Raw genomic sequence first — 16,457 nt, 5'->3', positions numbered from 1 at the left:
CCGCCGGATGCGCTGGAAGTCTTCCTCGAAGCCTTCGAAGGCCCGCTGGACTTGCTGCTGTACCTGATCCGCAAGCAGAACATCAACATCCTCGACATCCCGGTGGCGGAAATCACCCGCCAGTACATGGGCTATGTGGAATTGATGCAGTCGGTGCGCCTGGAACTGGCCGCCGAGTACCTGGTGATGGCCGCCATGCTCGCCGAGATCAAGTCGCGCATGCTGCTGCCGCGTTCGGAGACGGTGGAAGCCGAGGAAGACGACCCGCGCGCCGAGCTGATCCGCCGCCTGCAAGAGTACGAGCGCTTCAAGGCGGCTGCCGAAGGTATCGATGGCTTGAGCCGCGTCGGCCGCGATGTGGTGGTGCCCAAGCTGGATGCCCCCGAGGCCCGCGCGCGCAAGTTGTTGCCGGATGTGAGCCTGGAAGAACTGCTGATGTCCATGGCCGAGGTGCTGCGCCGTGGCGATATGTTTGAGAGCCACCAGGTCAGCCGCGAGGCGCTGTCGACCCGCGAGCGCATGAGCGATGTGCTGGAACGCCTCAAGGGCGGTGGTTTCGTGCCGTTTGTCGAGCTGTTCACCAAAGAAGAAGGGCGCCTGGGGGTAGTGGTGACCTTTATGGCGGTGCTTGAACTGGTCAAGGAATCCTTGGTCGAGCTGGTCCAGAATGAGCCTTTTGCGGCTATCCACGTGCGGGCGCGAGCCGAATAAAGAGCTGAATCGATGAATCTGACTGAACCCCGCGAACTGGCCCCGTTGCTGGAGGCGTTTCTACTGGCCTCGGGCAAGCCGCAATCCCTGGAACGCCTGTTCGAACTCTTTGAAGAAGCCGAACGCCCCGAGCCGCCGGTGTTCAAGAAGGCGCTGGAGATCCTGCGCAAGTCCTGCGACGGCCGCGCCTTTGAGCTGCGGGAAGTGGCGTCGGGCTATCGCCTGCAGATCCGTGAGAAATTTTCCCCATGGGTCGGCCGCTTGTGGGAAGAGCGCCCGCAGCGTTATTCGCGGGCGATGCTGGAGACCATGGCGCTGATCGCCTATCGCCAGCCGATCACCCGGGGCGAGATCGAGGACGTGCGGGGTGTGGCGGTCAACAGTCATATCGTCAAGACCCTGCTGGAGCGCGAGTGGATTCGCATCGTTGGTTACCGTGACGTGCCCGGTAAGCCGGCGATGTTTGCCACCACCAAGGTGTTTCTTGACCACTTCAACCTGAAAAACCTCGACGACTTGCCGCCGCTGGCCGAGTTGCGCGAGATGGAGCCAGACCCGGTGCTGGACTTCGACGACGCGCCGGTGCCCGCCAGCCTGCAAGAGCTGGCGGATGCCAGCGCCGAGCCGGAAGAGCCGAAGGACGAAACCAGTTTCCACACCTTGTTGCTGGAATTGGATGACATGGAGCAGGGCATCAAGACTGACTTTGATGACTTGCTGCGTGATGGTGCCGTCGAGCCTGAGGCCCTTGAAAACGTTGAGCCCGAGCCAGAGCCTGAACCCGAAGAAGATATTCTCGGTGTGGCCGAAGCCCGCGAAAAACTCCTGGCCGCCGTCGCCGCCCTCGAACAGCCGGCCCTGAGCGACGAAGAAGCCGAAGCCCGTGCACTGGCTGAAGCCATCGAAGCTGAACGACGCGAGTTCGAAGACTGACCCAATCCGGCAAACACTGCTGAACCCCTGTGGGAGCTCCCACAAGGATGGAGGGCGGCACCGGTCGGCGGAAAAGTGAACGACTTGAGGCTTATCAACTAGTCTCTGATGCGCAATGCGCGCCATACGCGTATGATTCGCGACCCTTCGCCGACCTCTTCGGCCAAGACCCTGCTTTCAACACTCTTCGGGCCACGCCTGAATCGACCCACCGGGAGGTGCTTAAGATGAACGACAAAGACCAGAACGACAGCCAGGAAATCGGCCCAGCAGGTGAAAAACTGCAAAAGGTGCTGGCGCGTATCGGCGTGGGCTCGCGCCGCGACGTCGAAGCCTGGATCACCCAGAAGCGCATCAAGGTCAACGGCGTCGAGGCCACCCTCGGCCAGCGCGTCGACCTGCACGATGCAATCACCATCGATGGCAAGGTCATCAAGCGTGAAGAGGCCGCCGAATCGGTGCGCCGCGTGATCATGTACAACAAGCCCGATGGCGAGATCTGCACCCGTGACGACCCGGAAGGCCGTCCGACCGTGTTCGACAAGATGCCTAAGCCCAAAGAAGGCCGCTGGATCAACATCGGTCGCCTCGACATCAACACCACCGGCTTGCTGATGTTCACCACCGACGGTGAACTGGCCAACCGCCTGATGCACCCGTCCTACGAGATGGACCGCGAATACGCCGTGCGTGTACGTGGCGAAGTCGATGACGAGATGATCGAGCGCTTGAAAGCCGGCGTGGTGCTGGAAGACGGCCCGGCCAAGTTCACCGACATCAAGCAGGCGCCAGGCGGCGAAGGTTTCAACCACTGGTACCACTGCGTGGTGATGGAAGGTCGTAACCGTGAAGTCCGTCGCCTGTGGGAATCCCAGGGCCTGGTGGTCAGCCGCCTGAAGCGCGTGCGTTTCGGCCCGGTGTTCCTGAACTCCGACCTGCCGATGGGCCGCTGGCGCGAAATGAGCCAGTACGAAGTCGACATCCTCAGTGCCGAAGTGGGCCTGACGCCGGTGGCCATGCCGCAGATGAACGCCAAGAGCAAAGACAAGCTTGAGCGTATGCAGCGTAAATCGTCGCGTCCTGTTGCGCGTACCGAGCGCGTTGCGCGGACCGTGCGCCCGGCGCTGGATGCGCCGGCCACGGGCGGGCGTATTTCCCGCCAACCGCACATCGAAGGCGAGCGTCGTCCAACCGCGCCATCGCGCCAGGAAGGCGAACGTGCTCCACGCACGCCGCGTCCGGCCCCGGCCGGTGGTCGCAGCAACCGTGGTGAGGCCGAGCGCCCGGCCGACAACGCCAGCACCAAGCGTCCAGCCAAGCCAGCGGCGAACAAGCGCCCTGGCCCGAAACTGGTCGCGGACGAGCCGTCGGGCAAGCGCCGTGGCGCCCCGGCCGGTTCGGGTCAGCGTCCTGGTTTTGGTCGCAAGAAGCCTTGAAGGCAGCGGCTAGTTTTTAGCGGCAAGCTGCAAGAAACAACGCCAACCTTCGGGTTGGCGTTTTTTTTGCCTTGAATTTGAAATGCAATCAAACCTGTGGGAGCGGGCTTGCCCGCGATGGCGGTGGATCAGCCAAAGCTGCTTTAACTGAACGAGCGCCATCGCGGGCAAGCCCGCTCCCACAGTTGATCTCCAGTGTCTGTAACGTCTGTGTTCCGTTCTGTAACGAATAATTTACGGCTTTGCCCTGTTTTTATTAGGGTGGGTGGTGCTGTAAGGATTAGCTTACAGTTTTGGTCCGTGACGATAGGGCTCGGCCTGAAGCTTGTCTGCGTGTACAATCCGCCGCGTTTTACTGTGACCCCCCTTGCGTACCCACGCAAAAGGCCAAGACCCAGGGTTTGCCTACCCTGATCACTCCGCCTGGCCACGAGCCGGACGGGTTCGATTTCGTCACAGATAAAAACAAACAGGTGACGCATGACCGATATAAACACGCTGTACTCCTGGTGCCTGCGCTGGGGTTTGAGCGGCGCTGCTTGAGTCGAGATTCGAGCGAGCGACGTGCATTCAACATCATCAAACCTTGCGTGAGACCCTTTTCATGAGTGGACCCCATTCCCCTTCAGGCGAGCTTAAACGCGGCCTGAAAAATCGTCATATCCAGTTGATCGCCCTCGGTGGCGCCATCGGTACCGGCCTGTTCCTCGGCTCGGCCGGGGTGCTCAAATCCGCCGGTCCGTCGATGATCCTGGGCTATGCCATCTGCGGCTTTATCGCCTTCATGATCATGCGCCAACTCGGCGAGATGATCGTCGAAGAGCCGGTGGCCGGCTCCTTCAGCCACTTTGCCCACAAGTACTGGGGCGGTTTCGCCGGCTTCCTGTCGGGTTGGAACTGCTGGATCCTGTACATTCTCGTGGGCATGTCGGAGCTGACGGCTGTCGGCCAATATGTGCACTACTGGTGGCCGGAGATCCCGACCTGGGTCTCGGCGGCGGCGTTCTTCGTGCTGATCAACCTGATCAACCTGGCCAACGTCAAAGTCTTCGGTGAAGCCGAGTTCTGGTTTGCCATCATCAAGGTGGTGGCCATTGTCGGCATGATCGCCCTGGGCAGCTATTTGCTGGTCAGCGGCAGCGGCGGCCCGCAAGCCTCGGTGAGCAACCTGTGGGAACACGGTGGCTTCTTCCCCCACGGTGTGGGCGGCCTGGTGATGGCCATGGCGATCATCATGTTCTCCTTCGGCGGCCTGGAAATGCTCGGTTTCACTGCGGCCGAGGCTGACCAGCCACGCACGGTGATCCCGAAAGCGATCAACCAAGTGATCTACCGCATCCTGATCTTCTACATCGGTGCCCTGGTGGTGCTGCTGTCGCTGACCCCGTGGGACGCGCTGCTGACCACCCTCAATGCGTCCGGCGATGCCTACAGCGGTAGCCCGTTCGTGCAGGTGTTCTCGATGCTGGGCAGCAACACCGCGGCGCACATCCTCAACTTCGTGGTACTGACGGCGGCGCTGTCGGTGTACAACAGCGGCACCTACTGCAACAGCCGCATGCTGCTGGGCATGGCCGAGCAGGGCGATGCGCCCAAGGCGCTGGCGAAGATCGACAAACGCGGCGTGCCGGTGCGCTCGATCCTCGCCTCGGCGGCGGTCACCCTGGTGGCGGTGCTGATGAACTACCTGATCCCGCAACACGCGCTGGAACTGCTGATGTCCCTGGTAGTGGCCACGTTGGTGATCAACTGGGCGATGATCAGCTTTTCCCACTTCAAGTTCCGCCAGCACATGAACCGCACAGGCCAGGTGCCGCTGTTCAAGGCGCTGTGGTACCCGTACGGCAACTACCTCTGCCTGGCGTTCGTGGCGTTTATCCTGGTGGTCATGCTGATGATCCCGGGGATCCAGGTGTCGGTGTACGCGATCCCGGTGTGGGTGGCGTTTATGGCGGTGTGTTATTGGGTCAAGAACAAGCGTAAGGCGCAGGCAGCCCTGAGCACAACGGGGACAGTTCTGGAGTAGGAACCTTCCCGTAAACGGAAAACCCGGCGCTTTGCCGGGTTTTTTGTTGGCGTTGACGGGGTAGACTCGCGCCTCGTTTTAATTGGCTACAGGCTCGGAGGCCCCATGCACCACACCGACATCGACGGCGGCACCCTGCAACGTGCTGACCTGGAAGACCTGATCGACCAGCACAACGGCCCTTTGCGCCTGATCGGCGTGGACCTGAGCGGTGCCGACCTGTCGCGCATGGTGCTCGATCACTGGATCTTCGAACGCTGCATCCTTGTCCAGACCTCTTTCCTCGGCGCCCGCCTGGAAGGCACCCAGTGGAAAAGCTGCCGCGCCAGCCTCGCGATCTTCGAAGCGGCCAACCTGCTGGAAGCGCAGTTCCACAGTTGCGACCTGAACAACACCCGCTGGCAGCGCAGCAAGCTGCCCCAGGCGAGTTTCGAGCACTGCAAGCTGACCGGTGCCAACTTCACCCATTGCGCGTCGCTGGGCCTGAGTTTCAGCGAGACCCGGCTCAACAGCGCGTTCCTGTCTGGGTTGTCGTTTGCCCGCACGGTGCTGAATAACCTGGATTTCTCCGACAGCGATTTGTCGGATGCCGACTTTCGCAAGGCCGAATTGATCGACTGCAGCCTCGCTCACGCGCGTATCAACGGCGCCAACTTTGCCGGTGCCGACCTGCGGGGCGCGGATTTGAGCGGGTTTCGCCTCAATGATGCCAAACTGTTCAAAGGCGCCGTGATTTCCAAAGCCCAGGCGTCGATGTTGTTGTCCGAGTTGGGCTTGTCCGTTGCCTAGGGTTTTTGATTGATGCTGGTGATTTCCAACAATGTGCAGCTGCCGGATGCCGAGATCGAGCTGACCGCGATTCGCGCTCAGGGCGCCGGTGGGCAGAACGTCAACAAGGTGTCGAGTGCGGTGCACCTGCGGTTTGATATTCCGGCGTCGTCGCTGCCTGAGTTCTACAAGGAGCGGCTGCTGGCGCTGCGCGACAGTCGCATCACCAGCGAGGGTGTGCTGGTGCTCAAGGCCCAGCAATATCGGACCCAGGAGCAGAATCGCGCGGATGCGCTGGAGCGCCTGGTGGAGCTGATCCTCAGTGCCACCAAGGTCGAGAAGAAGCGCCGTCCGACCAAGCCCACCCTGGGCTCGAAAAAACGCCGGCTGGAATCCAAGACCAAACGCGGCAGCATCAAGGCCGGGCGCGGCAAGGTCGACTTCTAGTCACCGCGCGCCTCACGGGCCTTGGGCGCTTGCCGGTACAGGTAGACGCTCAGCAGTAAACCACCGAGGGCGGCGAGGGCGGCGAACAGGAAGATCGACGCAAAGCCGAACCCTGCCGCCACCGCCCCGGCCAACGGGCCGGTGATCCCCAACGACAAGTCGATGAACAGCGAGTAAGCCCCCACCGCCGAGCCACGGCTAGACGCGGGCACCAGGTTGACCGCCTCGACGCCCAGCGCCGGAAACACCAGGGAAAAGCCAAACCCGCTCAAGGCCGCGCCGGCCAGGGCCAGGTTGGCGTCAGGCGCCAGCCACAACAGCAGCAGGCCGAGGATTTCCACGGACAGGCAGGCAATCGCCACGCGAAAGCCGCCGATCCGGTTGATCAGGTTGCCAAACAGCAGGCGTGCGCCGATAAAACTGGCGCCGAACAGGCTCAGGGCCCACACGGCGTTGTCCCAGTGCTGGGTGGTGTAATACAGGGTGATAAAGGTGGCGATGGTGCCGAAGCCGATGGAGCCCAGCGCCAACGCACAACCGTGGGGCAACACGCGGCCCAGCACATTCATGAAGGGCAGGCGCACGCCAGCGACGATGGGCGCGGGCTCCTTCTTCCAGGCCAGTAGCAGGCCGATGATCGCCAGCAGGATGATGCTGACGCCCATGCTCCACAGCCCGAGATGGCTGACCAGCAGCACCCCCAGCGGCGCGCCGACGGCGAGGGCGCCGTAGCTGGCGATGCCGTTCCAGGAAATGACCTTGGCCGTATTGGCCGCGCCGACACGGCCGATGCCCCAGCCGATGGCGCCCGAGCCGACCAGGCTCTCCGCGCTGCCCAAGACCAGGCGGCCAATCAACAGGCTACCGAGGCTGACGGCCGGCAAGCTGGCAAACCACGCCGCCAACAGCATGAACACGCCGCTCAAGCCGCAGCCCGCCAAGCCGATCACCACGGCGCGCTTGCTGCCCAGGTTGTCGATGATCTTGCCGGCGTACGGGCGGCTGAGCAGGGTGGCCAGGTATTGCACGCTGATCACCAACCCGGCAATCACGGCGCCGTAGCCCAGCGTGCTGTGGACATAGCCCGGCAATACGGCGAGGGGAATGCCGATATTCAGGTAGCCGATAAAGGTGAACAACACGATGGAAACAACTTGCAGCGTGACCGCCATGGGGCGCTGGGTATCTGGCATGGGAGAGGTCCACAGTCGCAGCAGGTAAAGATAGGCTGCTAATGATACCGGTGGTTGGGCGCGTGCAGGGCGGTAAATCGCAAAAACGTCAGATCAAAAAGACATCAGGGCTGGGCGGGGGCGAGCAGTTGAGTGGTGACCAGGGCGGCCAGGGCGTTTTCCTGGGTGCCGAAGCGCTGGAGCAGCACGGCTTGTTTGTCCGCGCTGAGGCGGTTCCATACGTCGACCATCTGCAAGGCAGCGTCGAGTACGGCGGTGTCTGGGGTGTCGGTCATGGCGGGTATCCGGGTCTATTCAGGCAGTGTGGAAAGCGCTCAAAGCTGCGCTTTCCACACGGTCTGGTACGGCGTCAGTCCTGGCTTTCGCTGTCGACTGGTTTGGCTTCTTTGGCCTCAGGCTGTTTGTCGCTGGCCTGCTGCGGTGTTGGCTGCTCAGTTTCGTGCAGGCTTGGGAAGGGGAGATTAGGTATCTCGTGCATCGTCGTCGCTCCTCGCAAGGTCTGTTTTTTTCAATCGCAGGTGATTCCGCGCTCTCAAAAAGCCTTGGCAGGATACAGCACTGCAAATGACAAAAAGAATTTTATGTCGGCGGATGTCGGAACTTTCATTCTTTAACGCAAGTGACATGAGGTCACAGGGCTAGAACGGCACTTTGCCGAGGATCATGTCGCGATACATCACAAAATCCCCCAATAAGCTGTAGAACGGGTGCTTGAACGTCGCTGGACGGTTCTTTTCGAAGAAGAAGTGGCCGATCCAGGCAAAGCTGTAGCCGGCAATCGGTATGGCCAGCAGCAAGCCCAACGAACCGCGACCAATGGCGTAGGCCAGGAGGCCAATCACCAACGTGGTACCGATAAAGTGCAGGCGCCGGCAGGTGCTGTTGCCGTGCTCTTTCAGGTAATAGGGGTAGAACTCAGCGAAGCTATTGAATTGCTTGACGTTTTCCACGGTGGCCGGCCCTTTGATTGTTATGCCGCCCAACAGATGTTCGGCGGGGAGCTTATTTGAGTCTAGAGTGATCAGTGGTAACAGCCAGTGACAATAGATGCCACTTTAGTATCCTTGGCTTTCCTGGCTGCCGTTTTAAGCCTGCTTTATTAAGAAGACGCCATGAGCGAACGAACAACTTCTGCAAGCTGGGCGATGGGGATAGTCAAGGCATTGGAGATGGACGGCCTGGATTGCCGAGCCTTGTTCAAGCAGCTGGGCCTGGACTACAGCGCCCTGAGCGATCCCGATGCGCGGTTCCCGCAAGACTCCATGACCCGCCTGTGGCAGCGGGCGGTGGAGCTGTCGGGCAACCCGGCGATTGGCTTGAACATGGGCAAAGTGGTGCGCCCTGCATCGTTTCATGTGGCGGGGTATGCACTGATGTCCAGCAACACGCTGGCCGAAGGCTTTATGCGCCTGGTGCGTTACCAGCGGATCATTGCGGAAAGCGCCGACCTGAGTTTCCGACTGTTAGCCGAAGGCTATGCGCTGATTCTGACGGTGCATGGCGATCATCTGCCACCCACCCGGCAAAGCGCCGAAGCCTCGCTGGCCAGCGCCCTGGCCCTGTGCGGCTGGCTGACCGGGCGCACCCTGGAGCCGCGCAAGGTGCTGTTGCAAGGCGATCAGCCAGCGGACCTGGCGCCCTATAAACAAGCGTTCCATGCGCCCCTGGAGTTCAACGCGCCGTATGACGCGCTGATTTTCGAGCGCGCCGACATGGATGCGCCGCTGCCCACCGCCAACGAAGCCATGGCGCTGCTGCATGATCGATTTGCCGGAGAATACCTGGCACGCTTTTCGGAAAGCCGCGTGACCCACAAGGCGCGCCAGGTGCTGTGCCGCCTGCTGCCCCAGGGTGAGCCCAAGCGTGAGGTGGTGGCCCAGACCCTGCACCTGTCCCAGCGCACCTTGCAGCGGCGCTTGCAGGAGGAGGGCACCAGTTTCCAGACCTTGCTCGACGACACCCGTCGCGAACTGGCCGAGCAATACCTGGCGCAGCCGAGCATGACCTTGCTGGAAATTGCCTACCTGTTGGGGTTTGCCGATCCGAGCAACTTCTTCCGCGCGTTTCGCCGCTGGTTCGATGCCACGCCCGGCGAATACCGGGCGCGGTTGCTGGAAGCGACGGCGATCAGTGGCGCCAGAACGCCGGAATACACAGCACAAACACTGTAATGATCTCCAGCCGGCCCAGCAGCATGCCCAGCGACAGGATCCACTTGGCCGCATCCGGCAGGCTGGCGAAGTTGCCGGCCGGGCCGATGGTTTCCCCCAGGCCCGGGCCGACGCCGGACACGGTGCTGGCGGCGCCGGTCAGCGCGGTCATCCAGTCCAGGCCGAGCAGCGACAGGGCCAGGGCGATGGCGCAGATGGTGATGGCGAAGAAAAAAGAGAAGGTCAGGATCGACCGCACGATCTCTTCGTCGAGACGGTGGCCGTTGTACTTTTGTTTAATTACTGCGCGCGGGTGAATCAGTTGGTTCAAGTTGGCCTTGAGCAGGATGTAGGCGACCTGGAAGCGGAAGATCTTGATCCCGCCCGCCGTGGAGCCCGAGCAACCGCCGATAAAGCCCAGGTAGAAAAACAGCATCAGTGAGAAGTTGCCCCACAGGCTGTAGTCCCCCAGTGCGAAGCCGGTGGTGGTGACCACCGAGGTCACGTTCAGCGCCACGTGGCGCAGGGCGTCCAGCCAATGCAGGTTGGTGGTCCACCAGTACCAGGTGCCGAGCACCAGCCAGGTCACCAGCAGCAAACCGAGCAAACCCTGCACCTGCTGGTCCTTGATCAATGCCTTGCGGTTGCCGCGCAACGTGGCGACATACAAGGTAAACGGCAAGCTGCCGAGGATCATCACCACCACGGCGACCCAATGCACCGCCGGTTGCTTCCAGTGGGCCAGGGACTCATCGGAGGTGGAAAAACCGCCGGTGGAAATCGCCGACATCGCATGGTTGATCGCATCGAACAACCCCATCCCGGCCCACCAGAACGCCAGGCTGCCAAGGATGGTGATGCCCACGTACGCCGCCACGATCAGCCGCGCCACCATGTGCGAGCGCGGCATGACCTTTTCCGAGCGGTCGGAGGATTCGGTCTGGAACAGGCGCATGCCACCGATGCGCAGCAGCGGCAGGATCGCCACCGCCATGCCGATAAAGCCGATGCCCCCCAGCCAGTGCAGCAGCGAGCGCCACATCAGGATGCCCGGGGACATGCTGTCCAGCCCGCTCAATACGGTGGAGCCGGTGGCGGTGATGCCGGACATGCTTTCAAAAAACGAGTCGGTGTAGCTGATGTGCTGGGTCAGCAGGAACGGCAGCGCGGCAAAGATGCACACCACCACCCAGCTGGTGACGGTCAGCAGGTACATGTCCCGTGGACGCAGGTGCACGTGTTCGGGGCGCCCGGGGATGACCAGGGCCAGGCCGGCGAGAAAGGTGATCATGCTGGCCCACAGGAACGAAGGCAGGTCTTGGGTGCGTTCGAAGATCACCAGGGTGGCCATGGGCACGACCATGGCGATCGCGAGGGTGATCAGGAAGATGCCGATGATGAAACCGATGATGCGTAGGGTCGGCAACGCCATGAAGTGAGCTCGGGTGATTGGGCAGAGGCGCCATTCTACCTAGGGCGCAGAGCATGTAAACCGGGGCCGGAACGACGCAGGTCAACTGTGGGAGTTGGCTTGCCTGCGATAGCGGTGTATCAGTTGATAAAGGTGTGACTGACCCACCGCTATCGCAGGCAAGCCAGCTCCCACAGGTGTATGGGGTGGCTGAGAGTAGGCGCATAAAAAAGGCGACCCGAAGGTCGCCTTTTTTCAACTCGGCGTTGATCAGAACTCGTGATCAGCGTTATCCGGGTTCAGGTCGCTGATGCCCAGCTTGCCCGCAGCGGCTTCGATCGAACCGGTCTGCTTGACCAGTGCGGCGATGGCGTCGCGTACGATCTGGTTGCCCGCGTCGTTACCGGCGGCGATCAACTGGTCGTAGTGCTCACCTTTGCCAGCGTGATCAACCATGACCTGGATCTTCGCTTCGGTCGCCGCCAGGTCAGCCTTCAAGGCGCTGTCGGCAGCCGGGTCGGCCTTGGCCACCAGGGACGACAGGCTGGCGCCGGTCATCTTGCTGCCGTCGGTGCGGGTGTACTCGCCCAGGTAGACGTTGCGGATGCCCTTGGCGTCGTAGAAGTGCGAGTTGTGGGTGTTGTCGCTGAAGCAGTCCTGCTCGTCTTCCGGCGAGTTGGCTTCCAGGGAAACCTTCATGCGCTCACCCGCCAGTTCGCCGAGGGACAGGCTGCCCATGCCGAACAGCATTTTGCGCAGGCCGTCGGTGGCAGGTTCTGCTTCCAGGGTGGCGCGGTAGTTGTCGGCGACGTTTGGCTTCCAGTTGCCGACCATTTCTTCGAGGTCGCTGACCAGCAGTTGGGTCACGGCGCTCAGGTAGGCGCGGCGACGCTCGTTGTGGCCGCCCGTGGCGCCGTCACCGGTCAGGTAGTCCGAGGCCGGACGGTTGCCCGCGCCAGGGCCGGTGCCGTTGAGGTCTTGGCCCCACAGCAGGAATTCGATGGCGTGGTAGCCGGTGGCGACGTTGGCTTCGGAACCGCCCAGCTCATTGAGGCTGGCGAGTTTTTCCGGGGTGATTTCCTTCACATCGACTTTGTCTTCGCCGACCTGGATCTCGGTGTTGGCGATGATGTTGGCGGTGGCGCCCGGGTTGCCCAGGGCGTGTTCGTAGGACTTGTCGACGTAGTCGATCAGGCCTTCGTCCAGTGGCCAGGCGTTCACCTGGCCTTCCCAGTCGTCGATGATGGTGTTGCCGAAGCGGAACACTTCGCTCTGCAGGTACGGCACGCGGGCGGCAACCCATGCGGCGCGGGCGGCTTTCAGGGTTTCATCGTTTGGCTTGGCGAGGAACGCGTCGATTGCGGTTTGCAGGGTTTTTGCGGTGGATTCGGCGTCGCTGTAGACCGCGAATACCATGTCAGCGTAATGCGCGACCACTGCCTTGGCGGCTGCTTCGTCAACCTGGCCGGCAGGGGTGGCAGCCGCTGGAGCGGTAGTGCTGGCAGCCGGGGTCGGCGCCTGTGGCGCGGCGGCCTTGTCTTTACCTTCGCCGCAACCGGCGAGAGAAATGGCAATGGCCAGCAGACTGGCGGTGGCCAGGGGCATACGAATCATGGCGAACATCCTGCTTCGGTTGTTGATAGGGCGCGCGGGGGGAGCGCAAAACTGCGACATAATGCGAAAGATTTGCATTTTGTGTAAAGGCTTAAACGCGGGAAATATTCAGTATCGTTTTCCCGGTTCAAAGAATCGCGGCGTTATTGCGCTCGGACTGTTTCAAAAAAGCCGCCAACTCCCGGGCCGGCAGCGGTTTGCTGTAGTGATAACCCTGCCCCTCGTGGCAGCCCTCGGAGATGATGTACGCCTCCTGCTCGGCGGTTTCCACGCCTTCGGCGATCACCTGCATGCCCAGGCTTTTGCCCAGCTGGATGATGGCTCGCACGATGGTGGCATCGTCGTCGTCATCCAGCAGGTCCTGGACGAAGCTCTTGTCGATCTTGATCTTGTCCAGCGGCAGGCTTTTCAGGTAGCTGAGGGATGAATAGCCGGTGCCGAAGTCGTCGATGGCGATCAACGCCCCGGAGCGGCGCAGGCTCAGCAGGTGTTGGGCGGCGGTGCTGATGTCTTCCATCAGGCCGGTTTCGGTGACTTCCAGCTCCAGGCTGCGCGGCGGCAGGCGGTAGATCTGCATCAGGTTGTTGACCACCCGCGGCAGCTCGGTGTGGTGCAACTGCACGGTGGACAGGTTGACCGCCATGCGCAACTCGGTGAAACCCTGGTCGTGCCATTCGCGCAACTGCCGGCAGGCCTGGTCCAGCACCCATTCGCCAATCGCAATGATGGTGCCGTTCTGTTCGGCCAGCGGGATGAACAGGTCGGGCGGCACCAGGCCGTGTTCCGGGTGCTGCCAGCGGATCAGCGCTTCGACGCCCACCACGCGATGCTCGCGGTAGCTGATCTGCGGCTGGTACACCAGGTGAAACTGGTTGCGGCTCAAGGCATCGCGCAGGTCTTTTTCCAGTTCGCGGCGCCGGCGCATTTCGCTGTCCACGCTGGCGATATAAAACTGGTAGCGATTGCGTGAGCGGCTCTTGGCCAGGGTCATGGTCTGTTCGGCTTTTTGCAGCAGCTTCTCGGTGCTGTCGCCGTCTTCCGGGAACAAGGTGATGCCGATGGTGGCGCGCAGGCGGATCTGCTCGTGGTCGAGGGCGAATTCCGCTTCCAGGTCGTCGAGGATGCTTTGCGCCAGTTCGGCGGCTTCGTAGGGCTGATCGATGTCGGCCTGGACCAGGGCGAACTGGTCGCCCCCCAGGCGGGCCAGGGCGCCGAGGCGACCACTGTGGGCGCGCAAGCGGTCGGCAAGGGCCAGCAGCAATTGGTCGCCGGCCTGGTAGGTGAACTGCTCGTTGACGCTTTTGAAGTCGTCCAGGCCCACACACAGTACGGCCACGCGACGTTGCCGGCGGCCGGCGTCGATGAGGATCTTGTCCAGTTGCTCCTGCAGCTTCTGGCGATTGGGTAAACCGGTCAGGAAGTCGTATTGCGCCATGCGCCGCAGGCTGCTCTCGGCCTCGTGACGCAGGTGGGTGTTGCGCTCGATGGATTCGAGCAACTGGTTGGCGGTGTTGATCCACAGCCCCAGTTCATTGCGCTCATGGCCCTTGAGCTGGGGGATCTTGTGTTCGCTGGGGCGGTCCGGGTTGATCGACGTCAGGTGTTCGATAATCCGCGACAACGGCTTGGTCAGCAGCCAGTGATAGACCAGGTACAGCACCAGGCCCATGGCCAGGGCGCGCAGCACCCCGGAAATAAAGATGATCACCGAGCTGACAATAAAGCCCTTGCCGTAGGTGGCGGTGTCGAGGGTGATGCTCAAATCGCCGTAATACTCGCTGTACGGGCCTTTGCCGACCAGGGCAGTGGTGAACGTGCGTTCCTGGCCCAGAATCAGGTCGGTCAACCAGCGGCTGGGGGATTGCTGCAAGGCGCGGCTTTTTTCCGCAAGCATGGTTTCGTTGGGATGGCCGATGGACGCCATGCGCACGGCGTCGTCCTGGAACAGGCCCTCGATGACCTGCATGCCCATCTCGCGATCAAGGCTGTAGACGGCCTGGGTCGAGGGGTCGCGGAACATGTCGAGGATACGCTGGGCGTCGCTGGCCACGGCCTGGCGCGTCTTATAGGCGTCAAAAACGATCTGCGCCACGCTGAGCGCCACACCCACGACCAATGCCGAGAGCAGCACAACCCGTAGCAACTTCACCGACAAGCTGTTTTTGAGTTCCAGCTTCAAAGGGTTATTCCTTGTTCCATGCGGGTAGCCTCAATATGCCATGAGTATTGGCAATCTCGTGATGGCAGTCAAAGGGACATTCGGGCAATCACACAAACTTACGAAAGATGGAACCAGCTCCGTGAGATTTGCCACTGAGGCGACGAGAGGAATACACCTCTCGTTCTAATTCGGAGTATTGACTTATGTTGACGGCATTGGGTGTAGGTGGAGGAGCAGCGGCTGCTGCGGCATTGGCCCCCGTTGTACTGCCACTGGCTGGTCAAGCGGCGAGCATGGCGGTGGATGTTGCGAAACAAGCGGTGGGCGGTGTTTTAAACGCGGTGGGTGGTGCGACGAATCAGCAGCAAATCAAATTTTGATGGATGAGGCTTGCTGCTGACCTTGGAAGGGGGCGCAGGGTTGAATCTGCGTCACCTTTTCCTTCGTAACCCGCACGCCTGGACGGCCCAGGCATCAGGCGGGAGTACTGGCCACCTGGCGTTTACAGATTGAAGGTAATCGTCTGCTTTGCCTCTGCTGGCGGGCTGGCAAAATTCACGGGTTCGGTTGGCGAACCCGTGCTTTCACCCGCTATCTTTTTTGCTGCGGCATCTGCAAACGGTTGCAGCAGTGGCGCGATCGCCTTGACCACATCGCCCACCACAGGCAGCGCTGCCTTCAACAGGTCGCCGACGACAGGGAGTGCTGACAGTGCGTTTATAGTCATCGTAAATTCTCCGATACGTATATGGGATAAGTCTGTCTCGGTGAATGTGTGGTGGGAGAGATTGGCGAAGTTCCTGCGCAAGATGCGACATTCTGTAAGGCACAAAAAAGCCCGGCATTCGCCGGGCTCTTTCTACTGCAAGCGTTGCTTAGGCAGTGAAGGTCTTGCCTTCGAACTGCTCAGCCACGAACTTCCAGTTGACCAGGTTCCAGAACGCTTCCACATACTTTGGACGCACGTTGCGGTAGTCGATGTAGTAAGCGTGTTCCCAGACGTCGCAGGTCAGCAGCGGGGTATCGCCATTGGTCAGCGGGTTGCCGGCGCCGATGGTGCTGGCCAGGGCCAGGGAACCGTCAGCCTTTTTCACCAGCCAGCCCCAACCGGAACCGAAGGTGCCGACGGACGTCTTGGTGAACTCTTCCTTGAACTTGTCGAACGAACCGAACGCAGCGTTGATGGCTTCAGCCAGCGCGCCGGTTGGTTGGCCGCCGGCGTTTGGCGCCAGGCAGTTCCAGTAGAAGGTGTGGTTCCAGACCTGAGCGGCGTTGTTGAAGATGCCGCCCGAAGAAGACTTGACGATCTCTTCCAGGGTCTTGCCTTCGAACTCGGTGCCAGGCACCAGGTTGTTCAGGTTCACGACGTAGGTGTTGTGGTGCTTGTCGTGGTGGAATTCCAAGGTTTCCTTGGAAATGTGCGGCTGCAGGGCATCGTGTGCGTAGGGCAGCGGCGGCAATTCGAAAGCCATGATGATTCTCCTAATCAGGTCAGTTGCGGTGAGCGCAAGGCCGATCACGGGCGGCCAAACAAGCGCCGGGGAGTTTGTACTCTTTGCGGCGCAGGGGCAGGATCATAGCACCGGGGGTGCGGCAAAACCACGCAA

The 16,457-nt window shown here is 61.3% G+C and carries 16 protein-coding genes; 8 read left to right on the top strand and 8 right to left on the bottom strand.

Features of this window, described 5'->3' with window-relative positions; translation table 11 throughout:
• Positions 1-12: 12 nt before the first annotated feature.
• The 6 genes from PSH87_RS22005 (at position 13) to arfB (ending at position 6,321) form a co-directional block, all read left to right on the top strand.
• Positions 13-711 carry a ScpA family protein gene (locus PSH87_RS22005; RefSeq protein ID WP_177325347.1) on the top strand — a complete coding sequence of 233 codons (699 nt, stop codon included), beginning with the start codon at positions 13-15 and terminating at the stop codon, positions 709-711.
• Between the two features lie 12 nt (positions 712-723).
• Positions 724-1,644 (top strand): SMC-Scp complex subunit ScpB, encoded by a 921-nt coding sequence (gene scpB / locus PSH87_RS22000; RefSeq protein WP_305431120.1) that lies wholly within the window; start codon positions 724-726, stop codon positions 1,642-1,644.
• 227 nt (positions 1,645-1,871) lie between these two features.
• On the top strand, positions 1,872-3,080 hold the full coding sequence (rluB, locus tag PSH87_RS21995; protein ID WP_305431118.1) for a 23S rRNA pseudouridine(2605) synthase RluB: 1,209 nt from the start codon (positions 1,872-1,874) through the stop codon (positions 3,078-3,080).
• A gap of 604 nt (positions 3,081-3,684) precedes the next feature.
• Positions 3,685-5,106: an amino acid permease gene (locus PSH87_RS21990; RefSeq protein ID WP_305431117.1), complete on the top strand. Its 1,422-nt coding sequence runs from the start codon at positions 3,685-3,687 to the stop codon at positions 5,104-5,106.
• Positions 5,107-5,211: 105 nt separating this feature from the next.
• Complete coding sequence (locus PSH87_RS21985; RefSeq protein ID WP_305431115.1) at positions 5,212-5,895, top strand: pentapeptide repeat-containing protein; 684 nt, start codon at positions 5,212-5,214, stop codon at positions 5,893-5,895.
• Between the two features lie 12 nt (positions 5,896-5,907).
• Complete coding sequence (arfB, locus tag PSH87_RS21980) at positions 5,908-6,321, top strand: alternative ribosome rescue aminoacyl-tRNA hydrolase ArfB (RefSeq protein ID WP_017737978.1); 414 nt, start codon at positions 5,908-5,910, stop codon at positions 6,319-6,321.
• Here arfB and PSH87_RS21975 read toward each other — a convergent pair.
• The 3 genes from PSH87_RS21975 to PSH87_RS21965 form a co-directional block, all read right to left on the bottom strand.
• Complete coding sequence (locus tag PSH87_RS21975) at positions 6,318-7,514, bottom strand: MFS transporter (RefSeq protein ID WP_305431112.1); 1,197 nt, start codon at positions 7,512-7,514, stop codon at positions 6,318-6,320. The genes arfB and PSH87_RS21975 overlap by 4 nt on opposite strands.
• Positions 7,515-7,618: 104 nt before the next feature.
• The gene (locus tag PSH87_RS21970; RefSeq protein ID WP_305431110.1) at positions 7,619-7,789 is read right to left on the bottom strand and encodes a hypothetical protein; all 171 of its coding nucleotides are present in this window, start codon (positions 7,787-7,789) and stop codon (positions 7,619-7,621) included.
• Positions 7,790-8,152: 363 nt separating this feature from the next.
• Complete coding sequence (locus PSH87_RS21965; RefSeq protein WP_026136947.1) at positions 8,153-8,464, bottom strand: DUF962 domain-containing protein; 312 nt, start codon at positions 8,462-8,464, stop codon at positions 8,153-8,155.
• A gap of 162 nt (positions 8,465-8,626) precedes the next feature.
• On the opposite strand from PSH87_RS21965, the gene PSH87_RS21960 reads away from it, so the two are divergent.
• Complete coding sequence (locus tag PSH87_RS21960) at positions 8,627-9,685, top strand: AraC family transcriptional regulator (protein WP_026136946.1); 1,059 nt, start codon at positions 8,627-8,629, stop codon at positions 9,683-9,685.
• Here PSH87_RS21960 and PSH87_RS21955 read toward each other — a convergent pair.
• From PSH87_RS21955 to PSH87_RS21945, 3 genes are all read right to left on the bottom strand, one after another.
• Positions 9,642-11,096 carry a TrkH family potassium uptake protein gene (locus PSH87_RS21955; protein WP_017737972.1) on the bottom strand — a complete coding sequence of 485 codons (1,455 nt, stop codon included), beginning with the start codon at positions 11,094-11,096 and terminating at the stop codon, positions 9,642-9,644. The genes PSH87_RS21960 and PSH87_RS21955 overlap by 44 nt on opposite strands.
• 249 nt (positions 11,097-11,345) lie before the next feature.
• Positions 11,346-12,689: an imelysin family protein gene (locus PSH87_RS21950; RefSeq protein WP_257782672.1), complete on the bottom strand. Its 1,344-nt coding sequence runs from the start codon at positions 12,687-12,689 to the stop codon at positions 11,346-11,348.
• Between the two features lie 127 nt (positions 12,690-12,816).
• On the bottom strand, positions 12,817-14,868 hold the full coding sequence (locus PSH87_RS21945) for a bifunctional diguanylate cyclase/phosphodiesterase (protein ID WP_124524892.1): 2,052 nt from the start codon (positions 14,866-14,868) through the stop codon (positions 12,817-12,819).
• 185 nt (positions 14,869-15,053) lie between these two features.
• Between PSH87_RS21945 and PSH87_RS21940 the strand changes: the two genes are divergently transcribed.
• Positions 15,054-15,230, top strand: a complete 177-nt coding sequence (locus PSH87_RS21940) for a hypothetical protein (protein WP_177325346.1) — start codon at positions 15,054-15,056, stop codon at positions 15,228-15,230.
• A 122-nt stretch (positions 15,231-15,352) separates the two neighbouring features.
• On the opposite strand, the gene PSH87_RS21935 is transcribed toward PSH87_RS21940, so the two are convergent.
• The gene (locus PSH87_RS21935) at positions 15,353-15,577 is read right to left on the bottom strand and encodes a hypothetical protein (protein WP_026136945.1); all 225 of its coding nucleotides are present in this window, start codon (positions 15,575-15,577) and stop codon (positions 15,353-15,355) included.
• 148 nt (positions 15,578-15,725) lie between these two features.
• A complete protein-coding gene (locus PSH87_RS21930) occupies positions 15,726-16,322 on the bottom strand; it encodes a superoxide dismutase (RefSeq protein WP_016975406.1) in 597 nt (198 codons plus the stop codon).
• Positions 16,323-16,457 lie beyond the last annotated feature (135 nt).

This window comes from Pseudomonas sp. FP453, assembly GCF_030687495.1.
Lineage (GTDB): Bacteria > Pseudomonadota > Gammaproteobacteria > Pseudomonadales > Pseudomonadaceae > Aquipseudomonas.
The sequence above is the reverse complement of the archived record's forward strand: the minus strand, read 5'-3'. Positions and strand labels throughout refer to the sequence as shown.